This is a genomic window from Enterococcus mundtii (assembly GCF_002813755.1).
Taxonomy (GTDB): Bacteria; Bacillota; Bacilli; order Lactobacillales; family Enterococcaceae; genus Enterococcus_B; species Enterococcus_B mundtii.
This window is the reverse complement of sequence record NZ_CP018061.1, coordinates 644438-656718: the sequence shown is the minus strand read 5'-3', so window position 1 is coordinate 656718 and position 12281 is coordinate 644438. Positions and strand designations below refer to the sequence as shown.

General features: G+C 35.2%; 28 protein-coding genes and 1 pseudogene. 1 reads left to right on the top strand and 28 read right to left on the bottom strand.

Annotated elements, in window-relative coordinates; all coding sequences use genetic code 11:
- Window positions 1-43: 43 nt before the first annotated feature.
- From EM4838_RS03175 to EM4838_RS03160, 4 genes and pseudogenes are all read right to left on the bottom strand, one after another.
- Window positions 44-442 (bottom strand): annotated as a pseudogene (locus EM4838_RS03175) (ParB N-terminal domain-containing protein); the annotation flags it as partial.
- On the bottom strand, window positions 432-674 hold the full coding sequence (locus tag EM4838_RS03170) for a hypothetical protein (RefSeq protein ID WP_071867979.1): 243 nt from the start codon (window positions 672-674) through the stop codon (window positions 432-434). The gene EM4838_RS03170 and the pseudogene EM4838_RS03175, both read right to left, overlap by 11 nt.
- Window positions 675-714: 40 nt before the next feature.
- The gene (locus tag EM4838_RS03165; protein ID WP_071867980.1) at window positions 715-978 is read right to left on the bottom strand and encodes a DUF6275 family protein; all 264 of its coding nucleotides are present in this window, start codon (window positions 976-978) and stop codon (window positions 715-717) included.
- A 47-nt stretch (window positions 979-1025) separates the two neighbouring features.
- On the bottom strand, window positions 1026-1418 hold the full coding sequence (locus EM4838_RS03160) for a hypothetical protein (protein ID WP_071867981.1): 393 nt from the start codon (window positions 1416-1418) through the stop codon (window positions 1026-1028).
- Window positions 1419-1662: 244 nt separating this feature from the next.
- Here EM4838_RS03160 and EM4838_RS03155 point away from each other — a divergent pair, with 244 nt between their 5' ends.
- Window positions 1663-1950, top strand: coding sequence for a DUF3892 domain-containing protein (locus EM4838_RS03155; RefSeq protein WP_071867982.1), 288 nt, complete (start codon window positions 1663-1665; stop codon window positions 1948-1950).
- A gap of 306 nt (window positions 1951-2256) precedes the next feature.
- On the opposite strand, the gene EM4838_RS03150 is transcribed toward EM4838_RS03155, so the two are convergent.
- The 24 genes from EM4838_RS03150 to EM4838_RS03035 all read right to left on the bottom strand — a co-directional run bounded on the left by EM4838_RS03150 (window position 2257) and on the right by EM4838_RS03035 (window position 12248).
- Window positions 2257-2736, bottom strand: a complete 480-nt coding sequence (locus tag EM4838_RS03150; RefSeq protein WP_100917235.1) for an RNA polymerase sigma factor sigma-70 region 4 domain-containing protein — start codon at window positions 2734-2736, stop codon at window positions 2257-2259.
- Window positions 2737-3323: 587 nt separating this feature from the next.
- On the bottom strand, window positions 3324-3617 hold the full coding sequence (locus tag EM4838_RS03140) for a hypothetical protein (protein ID WP_071866949.1): 294 nt from the start codon (window positions 3615-3617) through the stop codon (window positions 3324-3326).
- A complete protein-coding gene (locus tag EM4838_RS03135; RefSeq protein ID WP_071866950.1) occupies window positions 3614-3811 on the bottom strand; it encodes a hypothetical protein in 198 nt (65 codons plus the stop codon). The genes EM4838_RS03140 and EM4838_RS03135 overlap by 4 nt, the downstream gene beginning before the upstream one ends.
- A complete protein-coding gene (locus EM4838_RS16790) occupies window positions 3808-4260 on the bottom strand; it encodes an ASCH/PUA domain-containing protein (protein WP_233433763.1) in 453 nt (150 codons plus the stop codon). The genes EM4838_RS03135 and EM4838_RS16790 overlap by 4 nt, the downstream gene beginning before the upstream one ends.
- The gene (locus EM4838_RS03125) at window positions 4257-4454 is read right to left on the bottom strand and encodes a hypothetical protein (RefSeq protein ID WP_071866951.1); all 198 of its coding nucleotides are present in this window, start codon (window positions 4452-4454) and stop codon (window positions 4257-4259) included. The genes EM4838_RS16790 and EM4838_RS03125 overlap by 4 nt, the downstream gene beginning before the upstream one ends.
- Before the next feature lie 36 nt (window positions 4455-4490).
- On the bottom strand, window positions 4491-4685 hold the full coding sequence (locus EM4838_RS03120; RefSeq protein WP_071866952.1) for a hypothetical protein: 195 nt from the start codon (window positions 4683-4685) through the stop codon (window positions 4491-4493).
- The gene (locus EM4838_RS03115) at window positions 4685-4876 is read right to left on the bottom strand and encodes a hypothetical protein (protein WP_071866953.1); all 192 of its coding nucleotides are present in this window, start codon (window positions 4874-4876) and stop codon (window positions 4685-4687) included. The genes EM4838_RS03120 and EM4838_RS03115 overlap by 1 nt, the downstream gene beginning before the upstream one ends.
- An 11-nt stretch (window positions 4877-4887) precedes the next feature.
- Complete coding sequence (locus EM4838_RS03110; RefSeq protein WP_071866954.1) at window positions 4888-5091, bottom strand: hypothetical protein; 204 nt, start codon at window positions 5089-5091, stop codon at window positions 4888-4890.
- A complete protein-coding gene (locus EM4838_RS03105) occupies window positions 5088-5630 on the bottom strand; it encodes a DUF1642 domain-containing protein (protein WP_071866955.1) in 543 nt (180 codons plus the stop codon). The genes EM4838_RS03110 and EM4838_RS03105 overlap by 4 nt, the downstream gene beginning before the upstream one ends.
- Window positions 5627-5833 (bottom strand): hypothetical protein, encoded by a 207-nt coding sequence (locus EM4838_RS03100; protein ID WP_071866956.1) that lies wholly within the window; start codon window positions 5831-5833, stop codon window positions 5627-5629. Before EM4838_RS03100 ends, EM4838_RS03105 begins: the two co-directional genes overlap by 4 nt.
- Before the next feature lie 11 nt (window positions 5834-5844).
- Window positions 5845-5982 carry a hypothetical protein gene (locus EM4838_RS16440; protein ID WP_157811367.1) on the bottom strand — a complete coding sequence of 46 codons (138 nt, stop codon included), beginning with the start codon at window positions 5980-5982 and terminating at the stop codon, window positions 5845-5847.
- Window positions 5979-6182 (bottom strand): hypothetical protein, encoded by a 204-nt coding sequence (locus tag EM4838_RS03095; RefSeq protein ID WP_071866957.1) that lies wholly within the window; start codon window positions 6180-6182, stop codon window positions 5979-5981. Before EM4838_RS03095 ends, EM4838_RS16440 begins: the two co-directional genes overlap by 4 nt.
- Window positions 6179-6916 carry a hypothetical protein gene (locus tag EM4838_RS03090; protein ID WP_071866958.1) on the bottom strand — a complete coding sequence of 246 codons (738 nt, stop codon included), beginning with the start codon at window positions 6914-6916 and terminating at the stop codon, window positions 6179-6181. Before EM4838_RS03090 ends, EM4838_RS03095 begins: the two co-directional genes overlap by 4 nt.
- Window positions 6913-7098 (bottom strand): DUF6877 family protein, encoded by a 186-nt coding sequence (locus EM4838_RS03085; protein WP_071866959.1) that lies wholly within the window; start codon window positions 7096-7098, stop codon window positions 6913-6915. Before EM4838_RS03085 ends, EM4838_RS03090 begins: the two co-directional genes overlap by 4 nt.
- Window positions 7095-7334: a hypothetical protein gene (locus EM4838_RS03080; RefSeq protein ID WP_071866960.1), complete on the bottom strand. Its 240-nt coding sequence runs from the start codon at window positions 7332-7334 to the stop codon at window positions 7095-7097. The genes EM4838_RS03085 and EM4838_RS03080 overlap by 4 nt, the downstream gene beginning before the upstream one ends.
- Window positions 7335-7336: 2 nt before the next feature.
- Window positions 7337-7564 (bottom strand): hypothetical protein, encoded by a 228-nt coding sequence (locus EM4838_RS03075; RefSeq protein WP_071866961.1) that lies wholly within the window; start codon window positions 7562-7564, stop codon window positions 7337-7339.
- Window positions 7549-7875: a hypothetical protein gene (locus tag EM4838_RS03070; RefSeq protein WP_071866962.1), complete on the bottom strand. Its 327-nt coding sequence runs from the start codon at window positions 7873-7875 to the stop codon at window positions 7549-7551. The genes EM4838_RS03075 and EM4838_RS03070 overlap by 16 nt, the downstream gene beginning before the upstream one ends.
- 143 nt (window positions 7876-8018) lie before the next feature.
- Window positions 8019-8951, bottom strand: a complete 933-nt coding sequence (locus EM4838_RS03065) for a phage replisome organizer N-terminal domain-containing protein (RefSeq protein WP_071866963.1) — start codon at window positions 8949-8951, stop codon at window positions 8019-8021.
- 3 nt (window positions 8952-8954) lie between these two features.
- Window positions 8955-9641 carry a putative HNHc nuclease gene (locus EM4838_RS03060; RefSeq protein WP_071867029.1) on the bottom strand — a complete coding sequence of 229 codons (687 nt, stop codon included), beginning with the start codon at window positions 9639-9641 and terminating at the stop codon, window positions 8955-8957.
- 32 nt (window positions 9642-9673) lie between these two features.
- Entirely contained in the window at window positions 9674-10558 is an 885-nt protein-coding gene (locus tag EM4838_RS03055) for a DUF1351 domain-containing protein (RefSeq protein WP_071866964.1), read from the bottom strand.
- A 1-nt stretch (window position 10559) separates the two neighbouring features.
- Window positions 10560-11252 carry an ERF family protein gene (locus EM4838_RS03050; protein WP_071866965.1) on the bottom strand — a complete coding sequence of 231 codons (693 nt, stop codon included), beginning with the start codon at window positions 11250-11252 and terminating at the stop codon, window positions 10560-10562.
- A gap of 145 nt (window positions 11253-11397) precedes the next feature.
- On the bottom strand, window positions 11398-11526 hold the full coding sequence (locus EM4838_RS17030; protein ID WP_257790704.1) for a hypothetical protein: 129 nt from the start codon (window positions 11524-11526) through the stop codon (window positions 11398-11400).
- Window positions 11527-11705: 179 nt separating this feature from the next.
- The gene (locus tag EM4838_RS03040; RefSeq protein WP_071866966.1) at window positions 11706-11990 is read right to left on the bottom strand and encodes a hypothetical protein; all 285 of its coding nucleotides are present in this window, start codon (window positions 11988-11990) and stop codon (window positions 11706-11708) included.
- 33 nt (window positions 11991-12023) lie between these two features.
- Window positions 12024-12248 (bottom strand): DUF739 family protein, encoded by a 225-nt coding sequence (locus EM4838_RS03035; protein ID WP_071866967.1) that lies wholly within the window; start codon window positions 12246-12248, stop codon window positions 12024-12026.
- Between the last annotated feature and the right edge of the window lie 33 nt (window positions 12249-12281).

The window sequence follows — 12281 nt, the reverse complement described above, 5'->3', positions numbered from 1 at the left end:
CTCCCTGTTCATCAATAGTACCTGGTTCAAAATTCGGTATTTCGATTTCATTTAACAATTCTGATACCTCATTTTCATCAAATCCAGTTAGTAAGATTTCATCATTATTGAGAGTTTGCAATAAACTTGCGAGCTTTTCTTCATCCCACTGTCCAGAAATCTTATTAAGAGCCACATTGAGTGCTTTTTCTTTCTCTAGGGATAAATATACTACGGACACCTCTATCTCTTCGCATAGGCCCAAATCTTTAGCCACAGCAACACGTTGATGCCCGCCAACGAGGTTTCCTGTTCGTTTGTTAAAAATAGGCGGATCAACAAAGCCAAATTCTAAAATGGACTGTTTTAACTTCTCGTATTCGTCCATACCTGGTTCTAACTTAACTCTTGGATTATAATCTGCTGGTTTTAAGTCCTCTAATTTCATTAATTCAATTTGCATTTGTATCCCTCAAATTCTTGTTTATGTTTTCTTGAATATTCTGTTCACTAAAATACCCACGTCCACAATAACGAAGGTTGTATTTGTCGGTTTCTTTTGGCGTCGCTTCTCGTGCCATTTCAATAATTGAGTACTTCTTTTTGATTTGTACTGATCTAACTACTCTAATTGGATCATTATCATTTGGCTGTGGATACCTATTAGACAGTGATACGTACCAGTAGTTTCTCATTATGTAGCCTCCTTTATGTAAAGAAAAAGCCTAGCATCTGCTAGACTTTGATCGCTTTGTTTTCCCATTTTTTATACGCATCAAAATAGATTTCTGATTTGTCTCCGTTATACGTTAACTCATAATACATACCGTCTGAAACAGTAGTACTTAATAAAGCTTTATTATTTTGTAATGTCTTACAAGTCCAGACCACAAAAACATCATTTGTTGTAATCTGCATTTGATCTGTTTTATCAAAGTTTTCATTGACATAATCAGCTACTAGTTGTTTACATTTAGCAATAAATTTTTCGTTATTCATTTTGATTCTCTCCTTTCAAAATAAAAAGACCACTCATTGAGCGACCTTTACTTGACCAATTCATCAACATACTTTTTAATTTTTTTCTGATCCGATTTGTTTAACGCTTTGATTTCTTTCTTAATTTGATCTACATCATTCTTTTCTTTGCGATTACTTGTTCCCCACCATGGGAAGAAAGAATGATGCGAACTGCTTGAACCACTTTTTGCACCTGAGCTTTTACTGCTGGGCTTACTTGTTTTTGAACTATTTGACTTTGTGCTACTTCCCTTTGATGTACTACCGCTCTTGCTAGATGTATGAGCTGATGAGTGTGAACTAACATGAGAACTCGTATGCGATGATGTATGCGGACTTACATGTGGCGTTGCATGAACTGAAGCATGTGCAAATCCGACTAAGACAGCTGGTAACGTGATAATAGATAATAATTTCATGATTTTCCTCCTAAAAAAATAACCACTCGAAATGAGTAGTCCTTCAAATAAAGAATTTACGGTTTTGCTAACTGGTAGCTTGGGATTACCGTAAACCCAAATTCACTAATGTACATATTCAAAAAGTGTATTTATTAATAACTAATATTGAATTTTTATTTCGTTGTGAAAAAATTTACATGTCGTATAATTTTATTTATCAGCGAGTGGTCCGCTGAAATAAATTAGAAAGGAATAAATAAATATGGCGAAAGAAATAGTAGCAGTCCATTACGATACAATAGGCGATAGTACACGAATTACTCAAATTAAACTAGCCGATGACGAGATTTTGCATGCTGATCAGGTTATGGAAAATATTGACCTTTTCTATACAACGTCAAGCAATACAAAAGCCTACGTTGAACCCGCAAAGCTACCATCTAGTTTTGAACTTGCTCGTAGCACATGGGCAGGAACTGCAACACATTACTTTAGGACACAAGGCAATAAAACTGAAAAAGATAATCTTTCAAACTTGCCCACATTCTAAAAAATGAAAAAGAGCCATAGATACCAATTAATTAATGGTTGGGATATCTTGGCTCTTAATATTTTTATTTTTTTTAAATCATAGACAGCAACATATGAACTATTGTTTGTAGGAGCTGAACCCCACTTCCTTTAGTTTTATTTGTTGCTGTCTATCAAAGCTTAATTACAACGATGAGGGAGATTTCCTCCCTTCAAATTGTTTTGTCGAAGGCTCTTTCTTAATCTTTCGACACTAATAGAATATCACGCTGTATACAAGACTGACATAGCTACAATGTTCGAACATTTAGTGAACATTGGAATTTTAGAACAAACTAATTTGTGCAGCTTCGTGCCTACCCTTATTGTAATAATCAATCTCACTAAGCTTGTTTTGTCTATTTAACTTGTTCATTTCATATTCATCCAAGAAATCCAAAGTTTTACGAATATCAGCATGTCTTTGTCTTATATAAGATGCGCTGTAGCCAATTTCTTCAGCTATTATCTCTAATGAACAACCCTCGACATACTTTTTTCGAATGATCTCATTATCAATTCCCTTGAAGGAGTTAATAATAGCAAGCATTTCTTTGCGTTGTTCTTCGAGTATTTCAATTTCATTTTCGATTTTTTGAATATTTTCTTCTAACATGGATGATCTGGAATTTTTTTCAATGCGGACGTCTGCTAAATCTCCATAAACCCACCGACTCAATTCAAGCTTACTTTTATTAAGATTCCATTTTAAGTAAAGAATCTGCTCATCAAGTTCTTGATAATCTTTTAACCACTGAAACCTCACAAACGCCACCCCTTATGGTAAAATAGTTTTGCGGTGCTATCTCATATGAGATGGCTTTATTGTTGCTTTAGCTATTTTATGTGTGCTAAACTTTTTAAGTAGCGAGATTACACTCGGTACTTATATCTATGTTGAGCTGTCTGTCGGAAAACAGATGGCTCTCTATTTCAATATTCTGCTAAGGACAGCCAGTGTTCGGCTGTCTTTTTTTATCAAATATTACGTTTTCTATAGGAATCTTATAAATGGATTCTTATTTTTTTATATGTGTTATGATTAACTAGTACTAAGAAAGTAGGATCCTTATGAATACTAATTTTTATCCTGTAGAAGTATACAGCTCAAATTATCGACTATACTCTTCACATTCCAAATTGGATTTCTCTACGAAAATGGATGGATTTTCAAATGTAATTTTGTATGCCGTGTTAAACTTAAATGAGATTCGAAACATCCAATTGAAACTTTTTATTTATGACATAGATGTTGAAAAATTCGCGACACTTGACCAGGCAAATGATCGTTGTAATGAATTAATGAAATAATATGATTCCAGCTTAACAGCTGGTTTTTTATTTGCATTTTATTCAATTATCTATAACTTCCATATCGACTAATCGAGCAACCGCAACATTCGCTTTGCTCTTCGCTAGTTCTTTGTCACAATCCATCGTATTCTCAATACGAATAACTGCTGAATGATTGTACATGCGTTCTACATACCCTCTGATTGGATAATTGAACTCTTCCGCTGTGCAACGAACCATATCGCCAACTTTAATTTCGGATTCCACTTGCTTAATAGGATTTTTAGTTGGTAGATCGATCATCAAGCCACCAATCCCATAAGCATCAGTGTAAAATTCGTCTTTTAGTTTCATTCCGCTTCCTCCAATGAAATTACTAAATACCCACAACCATTCGTAACAGAGAACCACTTTACTCTTTCATCACCATAGCGATCAACAAATTCATCAATACTATATAATCCCTCATACTCTTGAGTTTCCTCATCAAAACGTTGGATTTGCATACCTGTGTACGCATAACTTAAAAACGCGCCTACGGTAATCATTCCGCTTCCTCCAGTCCTTTAATCCCCATCACAACATATCCATCTTTCTGCTCATAATCAGTGATATAAGTTACATCTACTCTGTGTGAGTCACCTGTGAATTTCTCTCCGTCCCACTCTCTTAAATACAACTGATCAGCAACCTTATAATCACGATCATTCTTGCGAATCTCGAATCGTTTACGTCCGCTTATTACTGCTTCGAAATATTCTGGCAGTATTTTTAGTTCGTGTGTCATGACTTCCATCCCCTTAGTGTCTCCCAATCCTGATACACTGTATTCTTTAATTTCACCACCAATTTTTTTCGTAGTTTCCTTCGCATCTTCATAATTATGAAACCACCGAGCTTCTTGTAATGAGTCAGCCACGATTAATGAAGCAGTATTTATAGATGTCGATTTTTTCTTATAAAAATATCCACCAAACACAATTACATAAAATTTCATTCCGCTTCCACCTTATCCACCCCATCTTGCGCAAAGAATTCTTCACTGCAAAACACCTTAGTTAAGTATTCGCCATTCTCATAAATATAAAGAAGATATTTGTGCCTTGGCTCTCTAAAATTGACGGTAACGATTTCCGCTATAAATACATCATCAGTTTTACTTGCTAGCTTGAATCTGTCTTTTACTTTCATTCCACTTCCTCCTTTAGTTTGATTGTGTTAATCCAGTTATTCTTCTGTAGCCTGCATACTTGCAAAATTACTAGGATTGATTACTACATAATCTCCGCTCAATTTATCTGTAAATGCGATTATTTCCTCGTTATCGTGATTTTCTATAAAATTTTTCCAACGATCCAAGTTAATATCATCCGTTTTATATGTTTTTTCATAGTATGGATTAGTCACATGAATTTTTAACATCACTCTTCCTCCTGTTCAAATTCACTTAGAAAAATCAGCTCTGATAACTCGTGCAAGTTCTCAAACTCTTTCTTTGTTTTGTTCCAACCGCATTTTTCGCATATGAGTTCGCCGTTATCATATTTTTCAACCCTAAACCTTTTACAATATTCACAAGGTTGATCGACATATTTAATCGGTATTTTTACCATCACAATTCCTCCTAAATGACTTTAAAATTGTGATCCGGATCAATTTTAAGTTTTAGTTTTTCCATAGCATTCTCTGCTCTTTTAAAGCTACTGTATTTCTTAGCCTCTTCTTTACAAGAAGTAGTTGCTAGATAATACTCTCCTTGATGAATGTACGTGCCAAGATAGTATCCTTGAGGCTCATCATATGAATAGATATAATATGCCTGACTCACCCTGCTGCCACTTCCTCACTAGGCTCATATAGCACCGCAAACTTCCAGTAATCAGGATTCACTGACTTGATCTGTTCCTCGGTCAGCAACTCATGCCAGTCGCCTTCATTCTCATAATCCCAAATGATGTCATACTGTCCTCTACGCTCGACTAGTATCTTTTTGTTACCTTCTTTGTCTGTTAGCAATGGGACCATGTACAATGGCTCTTGCTCGACCTCGTAGCCAAATAGCCATGCTTGAGCGAATGTTTCTTGATTATCATCTATCCATCTATCCGCTTTACTGTATTCAACCCCATAGAGATTCCATGGCTTAAAAGAGTCTCTTAGACTATCGCCTTTCTTTTTAGCGTATTCTATCCACTCCGCCACAAACCCAGGCACCACTGGCTTCTGCGGTTCGTCTAGTTGTTTAGCTAATTCTATTGCTATTTCATAAGCCTCATATTTCCCGTCACAATGACCAGTGATGCCTCTGAAATCTTCAAGACAACTTGCGTGTCTAGCTAATTCTTCAATCAATTCCTGTTTATTCATCGCTGTTCCTCCCACTCTCTATCTGACGGATGCCCAATCTCACATCCTACTATCACACTTTCAGGAAGTCGCTGATTGACTTGCCATTTTGCACTAGCTTCGTCAATAGCTGTGACGTACATTCCATAACGTACTCCATCTACTTCATAAGTCACTAGATAAGACTTTTTTTCATAAAGAGGAAATACTGCTCGTTTTAACATTGGCTATTCTCCTAAACTATTTCTTCATGTCCGCATTCATCGCACACATACTTTTTGAACTTATTTCCATACCAGAAAAAATGAGCATCCGCTAGATACATGCTAAATAACTTACAGTTAGGACATGGTTTAACATATTCTTTCTTCATTTGACGTCCTCCTTAATTACGTTTCCTTCCAAGTAAATTGTTCCAGTTTTCTTATTAAGGCTTACACATCCAATCTCTTGATTGGATGCTCTTTTGTATCCTGCATCTTGGAAACTACGTTCATGATATTTTACGGTTGATACTAAGACTTCCGATTCAGGATTAAGTTGTAGGATTGGTATTAATTCTCTTGCTTTCATTTGCCGTCCTCCATTTCAGGTAGTCCTAATTGATTCATAACATTACGATTGACAGAATTTATCGCATTAACCGTTAGAATTCTTTGCCACCGTTGATTTTTAGGTGACCATCTTAATGCCGCTTTCTTCAACAAAGCTCGTATCTCATCTGATGGCTTGCCATGTGTTTCGATATAGAGTCGGTCATTTTCTACATCAAATCCGTATCCTGCTAATTCGTCATGCTCTAACTCAGTGTAAAAATCTTGCCAACCTTTTTCTTCTGCCCTTTCTTTTCGCTTTTTATCCAATTCAATTTTTTGTTCAATCAACACAGGATCAAACATCTTTCTTGTATTTTCAACAAAGCGAGCATGTTTGCCATCTGGCGAATACAGTTCACTTTCTAAACGATAAATCCGTTCTTCTTCTTTTTGTTTTCTCCTGGTAGGATAATTTGCTGGTCCACAAATCATCACTGATGGAATGGTTGTCGCTTTGAGAATATTTGTTTTTAATTCGACAACTAGCTTATTGTATTTAACAAGTCGTTCATTCATCTGTTCTTCATTTTCTGGTGTTAAAAATTCACTAAACTGTTCGACGAAATCAACCATGTAATCTCTGATAGCTTTGTTAAAATCTCGCCCTCTACTAAACGATGTAAGTGATTCATAATGTTCTCCTACTTCTTGAGGTATTTTATAAACTAACTCGAAATTTCTTTCGATTACACTTTTAAAAGTCAAATTCATTTGTCTTCTTCCTCCTTCAAATTAACTTTTCCAAGCTTGATCCAATTTTCTAAATATCTTAGTTGCTGTTTTACATATGCTTCTTCTCTACAGCTTTCCAAACGATGGCTAATGTCGGTCAGTACTTCTACAGGAAAATCATATTTACTTATCAGCTCATTGATTTGATTGATTGCGCTCATTGGACTGCCTTCATCTCTTTGAATGAAACAATCGTTCTTCCACCACGATCAGCAATTAAATAGTCATCATCTGGATGAGTAGTACGAATGATCACCATAGCTGATTTCTCATAGACCTTTTCTACAAATCCCTCAAAAGGATATCTCCATGGTGTGTTTCTTTTTGAATCGCAGATAAAGCACTCCACTTCTTGACCAACTTCTGGAATAAAACCTTGTTTTTTCTTCCTTGCCACTTTCAATCCCTCTCTTTTCTCATCCAAGCTTGATTAGCTTTATTTATTTTCTTTTTGATAGTCTTGTTTTGATTATTTGAAGGAGTAATCACCTCAACTACTTCACCACCGCAAACATATGCTGCTAGTTCAGCTAATTCCTTTGTTTCATAGCGTTTAGCATGCGATAAGCTAGTTTTCCCATTATTCTCTTCATCCATGTAACACATGGCTTTTACGACATATGACATAGCTCTCTCTCCTTCACTTCGTTTGCTTTACGCCATCTTGCCCAGACTGTACTCCCAACTTCGAGAGCTTCACGGATAGCTTTGACAGTGTATCCAGCTTCTCTCAGGTTCCGATAATCTTCATAGGTAAAACTATCGAAATCCAACTTCGGTAAAGGATGCGATTCATCCATCGTGTCAGAGTCAATTAGTTTTCTTATTGCCTGAATTTCATGTAATTCTTCTGAAGTTAATTCATCAATGGGACGTCCTCTTAGTATTTGCATCATTCTTTTTCGATAAGAACATTTTTCTTGTCTAGTCAGATTCATCTGCTTGCTCCTTTAATAACTTTAGTACACTAGCAAGTGCGCTCTCACGTCCCCCATGGAACGTGTTGAGCCACTTATCTTCATACTCGGCGCTCTTCCTCAATGCTTCTTTGTGCATTAGTTCTACCTGCGCTGTAATTTGTTTAAGATTCATTTCCTTCGCCTTCCTGATTCCGTTGAGAAAGATACGCTTCAAAACGTGCTTCAATTTCTGCTTTCTGTTGTGGATCAAGTTCTTTCTCTTCTTGAGGTTTGTCAACCCAATCTGGAAGCTTCTCTCGTCTATTATTTTTTTGATAACCTGAGTTATTCTTTTTAGATTTTTCTTTCTCAGCCTTGATATCGAATTTGAGTCTTTCAAATTTTTCTCGAAGCTTCTTGGCACTCCTGATATTCCCAAACCAAAATTTATTTGTTGGTAACCAATCAATCACATATTCAATAGCTTCGATAGATAAAGCATCACGTTCTTCCATTAATCTGAATACGTCAGCCCATTTATCCAGATCCACTCTATCCATTTCTTTTGGAAAATCTTCAGCTAGGTTGCTTTGTAACTTTCTAGCAAGGCGTAAGTGTTCGTCAGAATACTTACACTTTTCTTTTTCTATCTCTTTCTCTATCTCTTTCTCTAACTCTGGTGGAGTTTTGTCCGGACTTTTGTCGGACATTTGTCCTCCAGTTATTAAATTCTGTTTTGCTTCTTCAATTTTTCTTCTGTAATTTCTTTTTCTATCAGCTTCTGTTGACGACTTACCAATAAAACTCTGTATATCCGACATGTAAATTGCACCGTTATCTAATACATCAATTAAACTTAACTCCCTAAAAATTTGTACAGCCTTTTCTACAACCCCTACGGAGTGTCTAGTGATCGTTGCAAGCATAGTTGAATTAAATGGAATCCTGTCATTAAACATCAACTTGCCTTCATGTTTTAGACTTCTCAAGTAAAGTTTTAGAAGAATATTAGAGTAGATGTAACCATCCGGCATACTTTCTAAAAGAACCATTTCATCGCTATCAAAAAAGTTTTCTTTCAATTTGAGATAGTAATATCGCTTATTATCCGACACTTTTTATCCCCCAATATTTAATTTTTTAATCGTTTCTTGATTCAATCTAATTCCTTTTATCTGATATTTGTTCTTAAAATTAACTACACCAAGTTGATGCTTTTCCGTATGGTGTATTCTACAAAGTGCCGCGAACGTGTAATCTGAATGATCGATTTTCTTACGTTTCCGTCTACCCAGCGCTTTATCGAAATGATCAATGTCAGCGCCTGTTCTCCCACAGATACAACAGACCCTTTTTGTAATACACTTATAGAAATAGTATTCTTGATTCGCTGGTAAGATTTCATACCCTTCTTTGAATGGAATATGATGTTCAAAAATAAAATCTATAATGATATTCGCTAAGATATTCGCATCGCTCACGGTTGTACTAGAATCATCTTTTAGGCTTATTTTGCGCCCTGTGATACCTTCAAAACGGAAGTAAAAGAATTCCTTCCAAAACTCTGTTGGCGTGCCTGTATCGATGAAAATATCGCCCATCAGTGCATATATGAAATTCCTTTGTTGAACAGTGAATCTACGAGGATCAATGAAACGAATTTCGATGATCCTGTCACCGTCATAACCGTCATACATTGTTTTTAAGCGTTCAAGATTTACTTCCTCGTTGATTGTTGCACCAATATCATTTCCCTTAAAATGCTTCAATATGGCAGAATATGAATCAATTAGCGGTTTAAACAATTCAATCACTTCTTTTTCTTCTGATTAGTTGCTTATTCCATTTCAACAGAATATTCCACGCCTAAGCTTTCAACCGTTTGCTTAATAACCGACAATTGTTTTGCAGTACCAGTAATATTTAAAGTGAAGGAATACTTCGGTTCATCGATGTCTATTTTTTGTGGTATTCCCACAGTTCTTTCTGGCGTTGCGGTTCGTTTTATTTGTTTTTCTGTCTTTTCTAGTTCTTTCTCTTCTTTTTCTCTCAATTCTTTAACAGCTTGATCAATCTTTGGAAAAATTTGAGCTGCATTGAGACCTTCATCGATCAAAGTGATCCAAGCCATTGGTTCAAGTCCATATGCTTTTACATAACTTTCAACCAAAGCCTTTTGCTGTTCATAGTTCTCTTTTTTTTCTTTTATTGCTGTGCATTCTGCAATAATTTCTTCTTCAATTTTTTTCGTCAGATTGTTTTTTGCGGTAAAACTTGTGGCATTAAGCCACTTACTTTGGAGATTAATTCCATTAGGTTCAATGCCAAATTTCTTTGCCTGTTTTTCGACAAATGCTAAAACAATCTTTTTTCGTTCTTCCTTTGTTCTAGCTTCAAATTCTTTAATTTGTTCATCAATACCTTTAGATGCTTTCTTGATTTCATTGCTATATGCTTTGATTTGCTTTTCAAATTCAGTAAGAGGTTCACTAAATTGCTTCTTTACTTCTATTCGTTTCGAATCGATCAAATCAAAAATCCGATTTAATTCAGCTCTTGCTTTCTTGGCATCTGAAATATCCTCTTCTTTAAAGATTAGATTTTCAAAACGTTCGACAGTAGCATTGATTAAATTCGCTAATTGGTCTTCATTGACAATTTCAATTACGCTCGGTTGATAATTAACATCAAAGATGACTTCTGTTGATAGTTCATTGCTCATTTTATAAATCCTCCCAAGATGGTTTATTGTGATTTTCCGATTCTTTTTTCTTCTGCTCTGCTTTCAATGCGTAACGTTTAAGAAATCCAATGATTTTCGAATAGGAGTTTCTGTCAATTTGTTTAAAGCTACTAAAACCGCTTCTTTCTAACGTTGTAGCAATTATGAAATCTTTTTCTTGGTTAGTTAACTGAGCGATTCGATGAACATAATCATCAAATGTCTGTTTAAACTCAGAATCTAAATTATTGTCATTCTGAATTTTTTCATTCTCATCAGCACCTATTTTGGCGTCATCATCCCCATCTGCAACAACTCCAAATGAGCTAGCCAGCGAATACCTTTTTGCATAAGTAATTACACTACCTAAAGATTGTGGGTTTTTTGTATTACATGGAAAGCCTAAAGGACCATATAAAATGTATTGACCGCTTGAGTGATAAACGCACGTTGTTACAGCAACATAATTATCACTTGTAACTACATCTTGACCAAAATCAATCCCACTATCAGACTCTTGAGCAGCATTTCTTATAGCCGATTCAATAGATTTAAGTGTTGCGTACTCAAATTTCATTTCCCCACCATTTTTTGTTCCATAGTTTACAGAAGCATCAAATTTAGGTTGTTGTAGCTTACCTTTCAATACATATAGCCCTTTATAAATCTCATTTGTTTCTTCACTAGTCTTCATCTATTTCATCCTCCACTTCACTAATAGTCGGTTTACCCCAGTCAGGATTAGTTAAATATTCATCTAAAGTGGAAAGTTCATTATTCATATGCTAAAATCTCCTTAGATATGTTTTGTTTGTGACTCATTGCTTTGGTCGGCTGAGTCACTTTTTTATTTTTATCCATGCCTTTTGTTTATCAATTAGCTGTAGGCTTAAGATAGTTGACTTATTGTCATACCACCATCTATCAGCAATCACCTTTCCTTTCTTCAATGCTTCTCTTCGATTCATACGTTCTCCTTTCCTTCGAATCTAATAGGTTTATCAAAACCATTAATGAGGAGAAGATAAGTCCTCCTAAAATATTTTGATGTGCTACTAAAACCAATAGCCCTAATATAAATCCAATAAAAAGTGTATCTGTCTTTTTCACAGTCCCAACTCCACTCCGATTTTTATTTACAACAAGATTAAGCTTCAAAGTTCTCTTTCAAAAATCTTTGTAATTCATTTCTATCTATACGTATGTCTTGTTTACTCCAAATCTGAATTCTTAAACCATTAGCAATCCAACTATCTAACTTTCTATCTCCAATCCCTAATACTTGTTTAACTTGTGTTTTATTTGGATAAGGTGGTAATTCACTAGACTTGTTCAATAGTGATATCTTCGATTCAAGTGAATTTAAGACACTGCTTACTATTTGGTTTACTAATTCAGGTATTATTACTTGGTCAGGGATATTGATTTGCATGCTTAGACCTCCTTTACTAAAAAATAGATAAGTTCACAAAACGTGAACTTTTGGTTTAAAAAAATATTCGTGCAAATTTTTAATTTCGATATCTAATAAACTGCACGCCTTAACGATATCATCATCTTTCCAAGAAACCCTACCATTAATTTTCAAAGACAAACTTCTTTCTGACATTCCCATTGCAATTGCAAAATTGTATTGTGTTCCAAATTTTTCTACAATCTTACCTGACAGTGAAGAATAATCATAACTCATTAATAATCACCCTCCTTTTTAGTTCACGAAACA

Coding starts and splice junctions, on each gene's coding strand:
- EM4838_RS03105 (WP_071866955.1), bottom strand. CDS start 5,630: ATGAATAAACAGGAATTGATTGAAGAATTAGCTAGACACGCAAGTTGT.
- EM4838_RS03100 (WP_071866956.1), bottom strand. CDS start 5,833: ATGTTAAAACGAGCAGTATTTCCTCTTTATGAAAAAAAGTCTTATCTA.
- EM4838_RS03155 (WP_071867982.1), top strand. CDS start 1,663: ATGGCGAAAGAAATAGTAGCAGTCCATTACGATACAATAGGCGATAGT.
- EM4838_RS03095 (WP_071866957.1), bottom strand. CDS start 6,182: ATGAAAGCAAGAGAATTAATACCAATCCTACAACTTAATCCTGAATCG.
- EM4838_RS03040 (WP_071866966.1), bottom strand. CDS start 11,990: ATGCAAATCAATATCCCTGACCAAGTAATAATACCTGAATTAGTAAAC.
- EM4838_RS16790 (WP_233433763.1), bottom strand. CDS start 4,260: ATGAAATTTTATGTAATTGTGTTTGGTGGATATTTTTATAAGAAAAAA.
- EM4838_RS03035 (WP_071866967.1), bottom strand. CDS start 12,248: ATGAGTTATGATTATTCTTCACTGTCAGGTAAGATTGTAGAAAAATTT.
- EM4838_RS03050 (WP_071866965.1), bottom strand. CDS start 11,252: ATGAAGACTAGTGAAGAAACAAATGAGATTTATAAAGGGCTATATGTA.
- EM4838_RS03090 (WP_071866958.1), bottom strand. CDS start 6,916: ATGAATTTGACTTTTAAAAGTGTAATCGAAAGAAATTTCGAGTTAGTT.
- EM4838_RS03125 (WP_071866951.1), bottom strand. CDS start 4,454: ATGAAAGTAAAAGACAGATTCAAGCTAGCAAGTAAAACTGATGATGTA.
- EM4838_RS03085 (WP_071866959.1), bottom strand. CDS start 7,098: ATGAGCGCAATCAATCAAATCAATGAGCTGATAAGTAAATATGATTTT.
- EM4838_RS03160 (WP_071867981.1), bottom strand. CDS start 1,418: ATGAAATTATTATCTATTATCACGTTACCAGCTGTCTTAGTCGGATTT.
- EM4838_RS17030 (WP_257790704.1), bottom strand. CDS start 11,526: ATGAATCGAAGAGAAGCATTGAAGAAAGGAAAGGTGATTGCTGATAGA.
- EM4838_RS03055 (WP_071866964.1), bottom strand. CDS start 10,558: ATGAGCAATGAACTATCAACAGAAGTCATCTTTGATGTTAATTATCAA.
- EM4838_RS03140 (WP_071866949.1), bottom strand. CDS start 3,617: ATGAAACTAAAAGACGAATTTTACACTGATGCTTATGGGATTGGTGGC.
- EM4838_RS03170 (WP_071867979.1), bottom strand. CDS start 674: ATGAGAAACTACTGGTACGTATCACTGTCTAATAGGTATCCACAGCCA.
- EM4838_RS03115 (WP_071866953.1), bottom strand. CDS start 4,876: ATGGTAAAAATACCGATTAAATATGTCGATCAACCTTGTGAATATTGT.
- EM4838_RS03075 (WP_071866961.1), bottom strand. CDS start 7,564: ATGTCATATGTCGTAAAAGCCATGTGTTACATGGATGAAGAGAATAAT.
- EM4838_RS16440 (WP_157811367.1), bottom strand. CDS start 5,982: ATGAAGAAAGAATATGTTAAACCATGTCCTAACTGTAAGTTATTTAGC.
- EM4838_RS03120 (WP_071866952.1), bottom strand. CDS start 4,685: ATGTTAAAAATTCATGTGACTAATCCATACTATGAAAAAACATATAAA.
- EM4838_RS03070 (WP_071866962.1), bottom strand. CDS start 7,875: ATGAATCTGACTAGACAAGAAAAATGTTCTTATCGAAAAAGAATGATG.
- EM4838_RS03165 (WP_071867980.1), bottom strand. CDS start 978: ATGAATAACGAAAAATTTATTGCTAAATGTAAACAACTAGTAGCTGAT.
- EM4838_RS03135 (WP_071866950.1), bottom strand. CDS start 3,811: ATGATTACCGTAGGCGCGTTTTTAAGTTATGCGTACACAGGTATGCAA.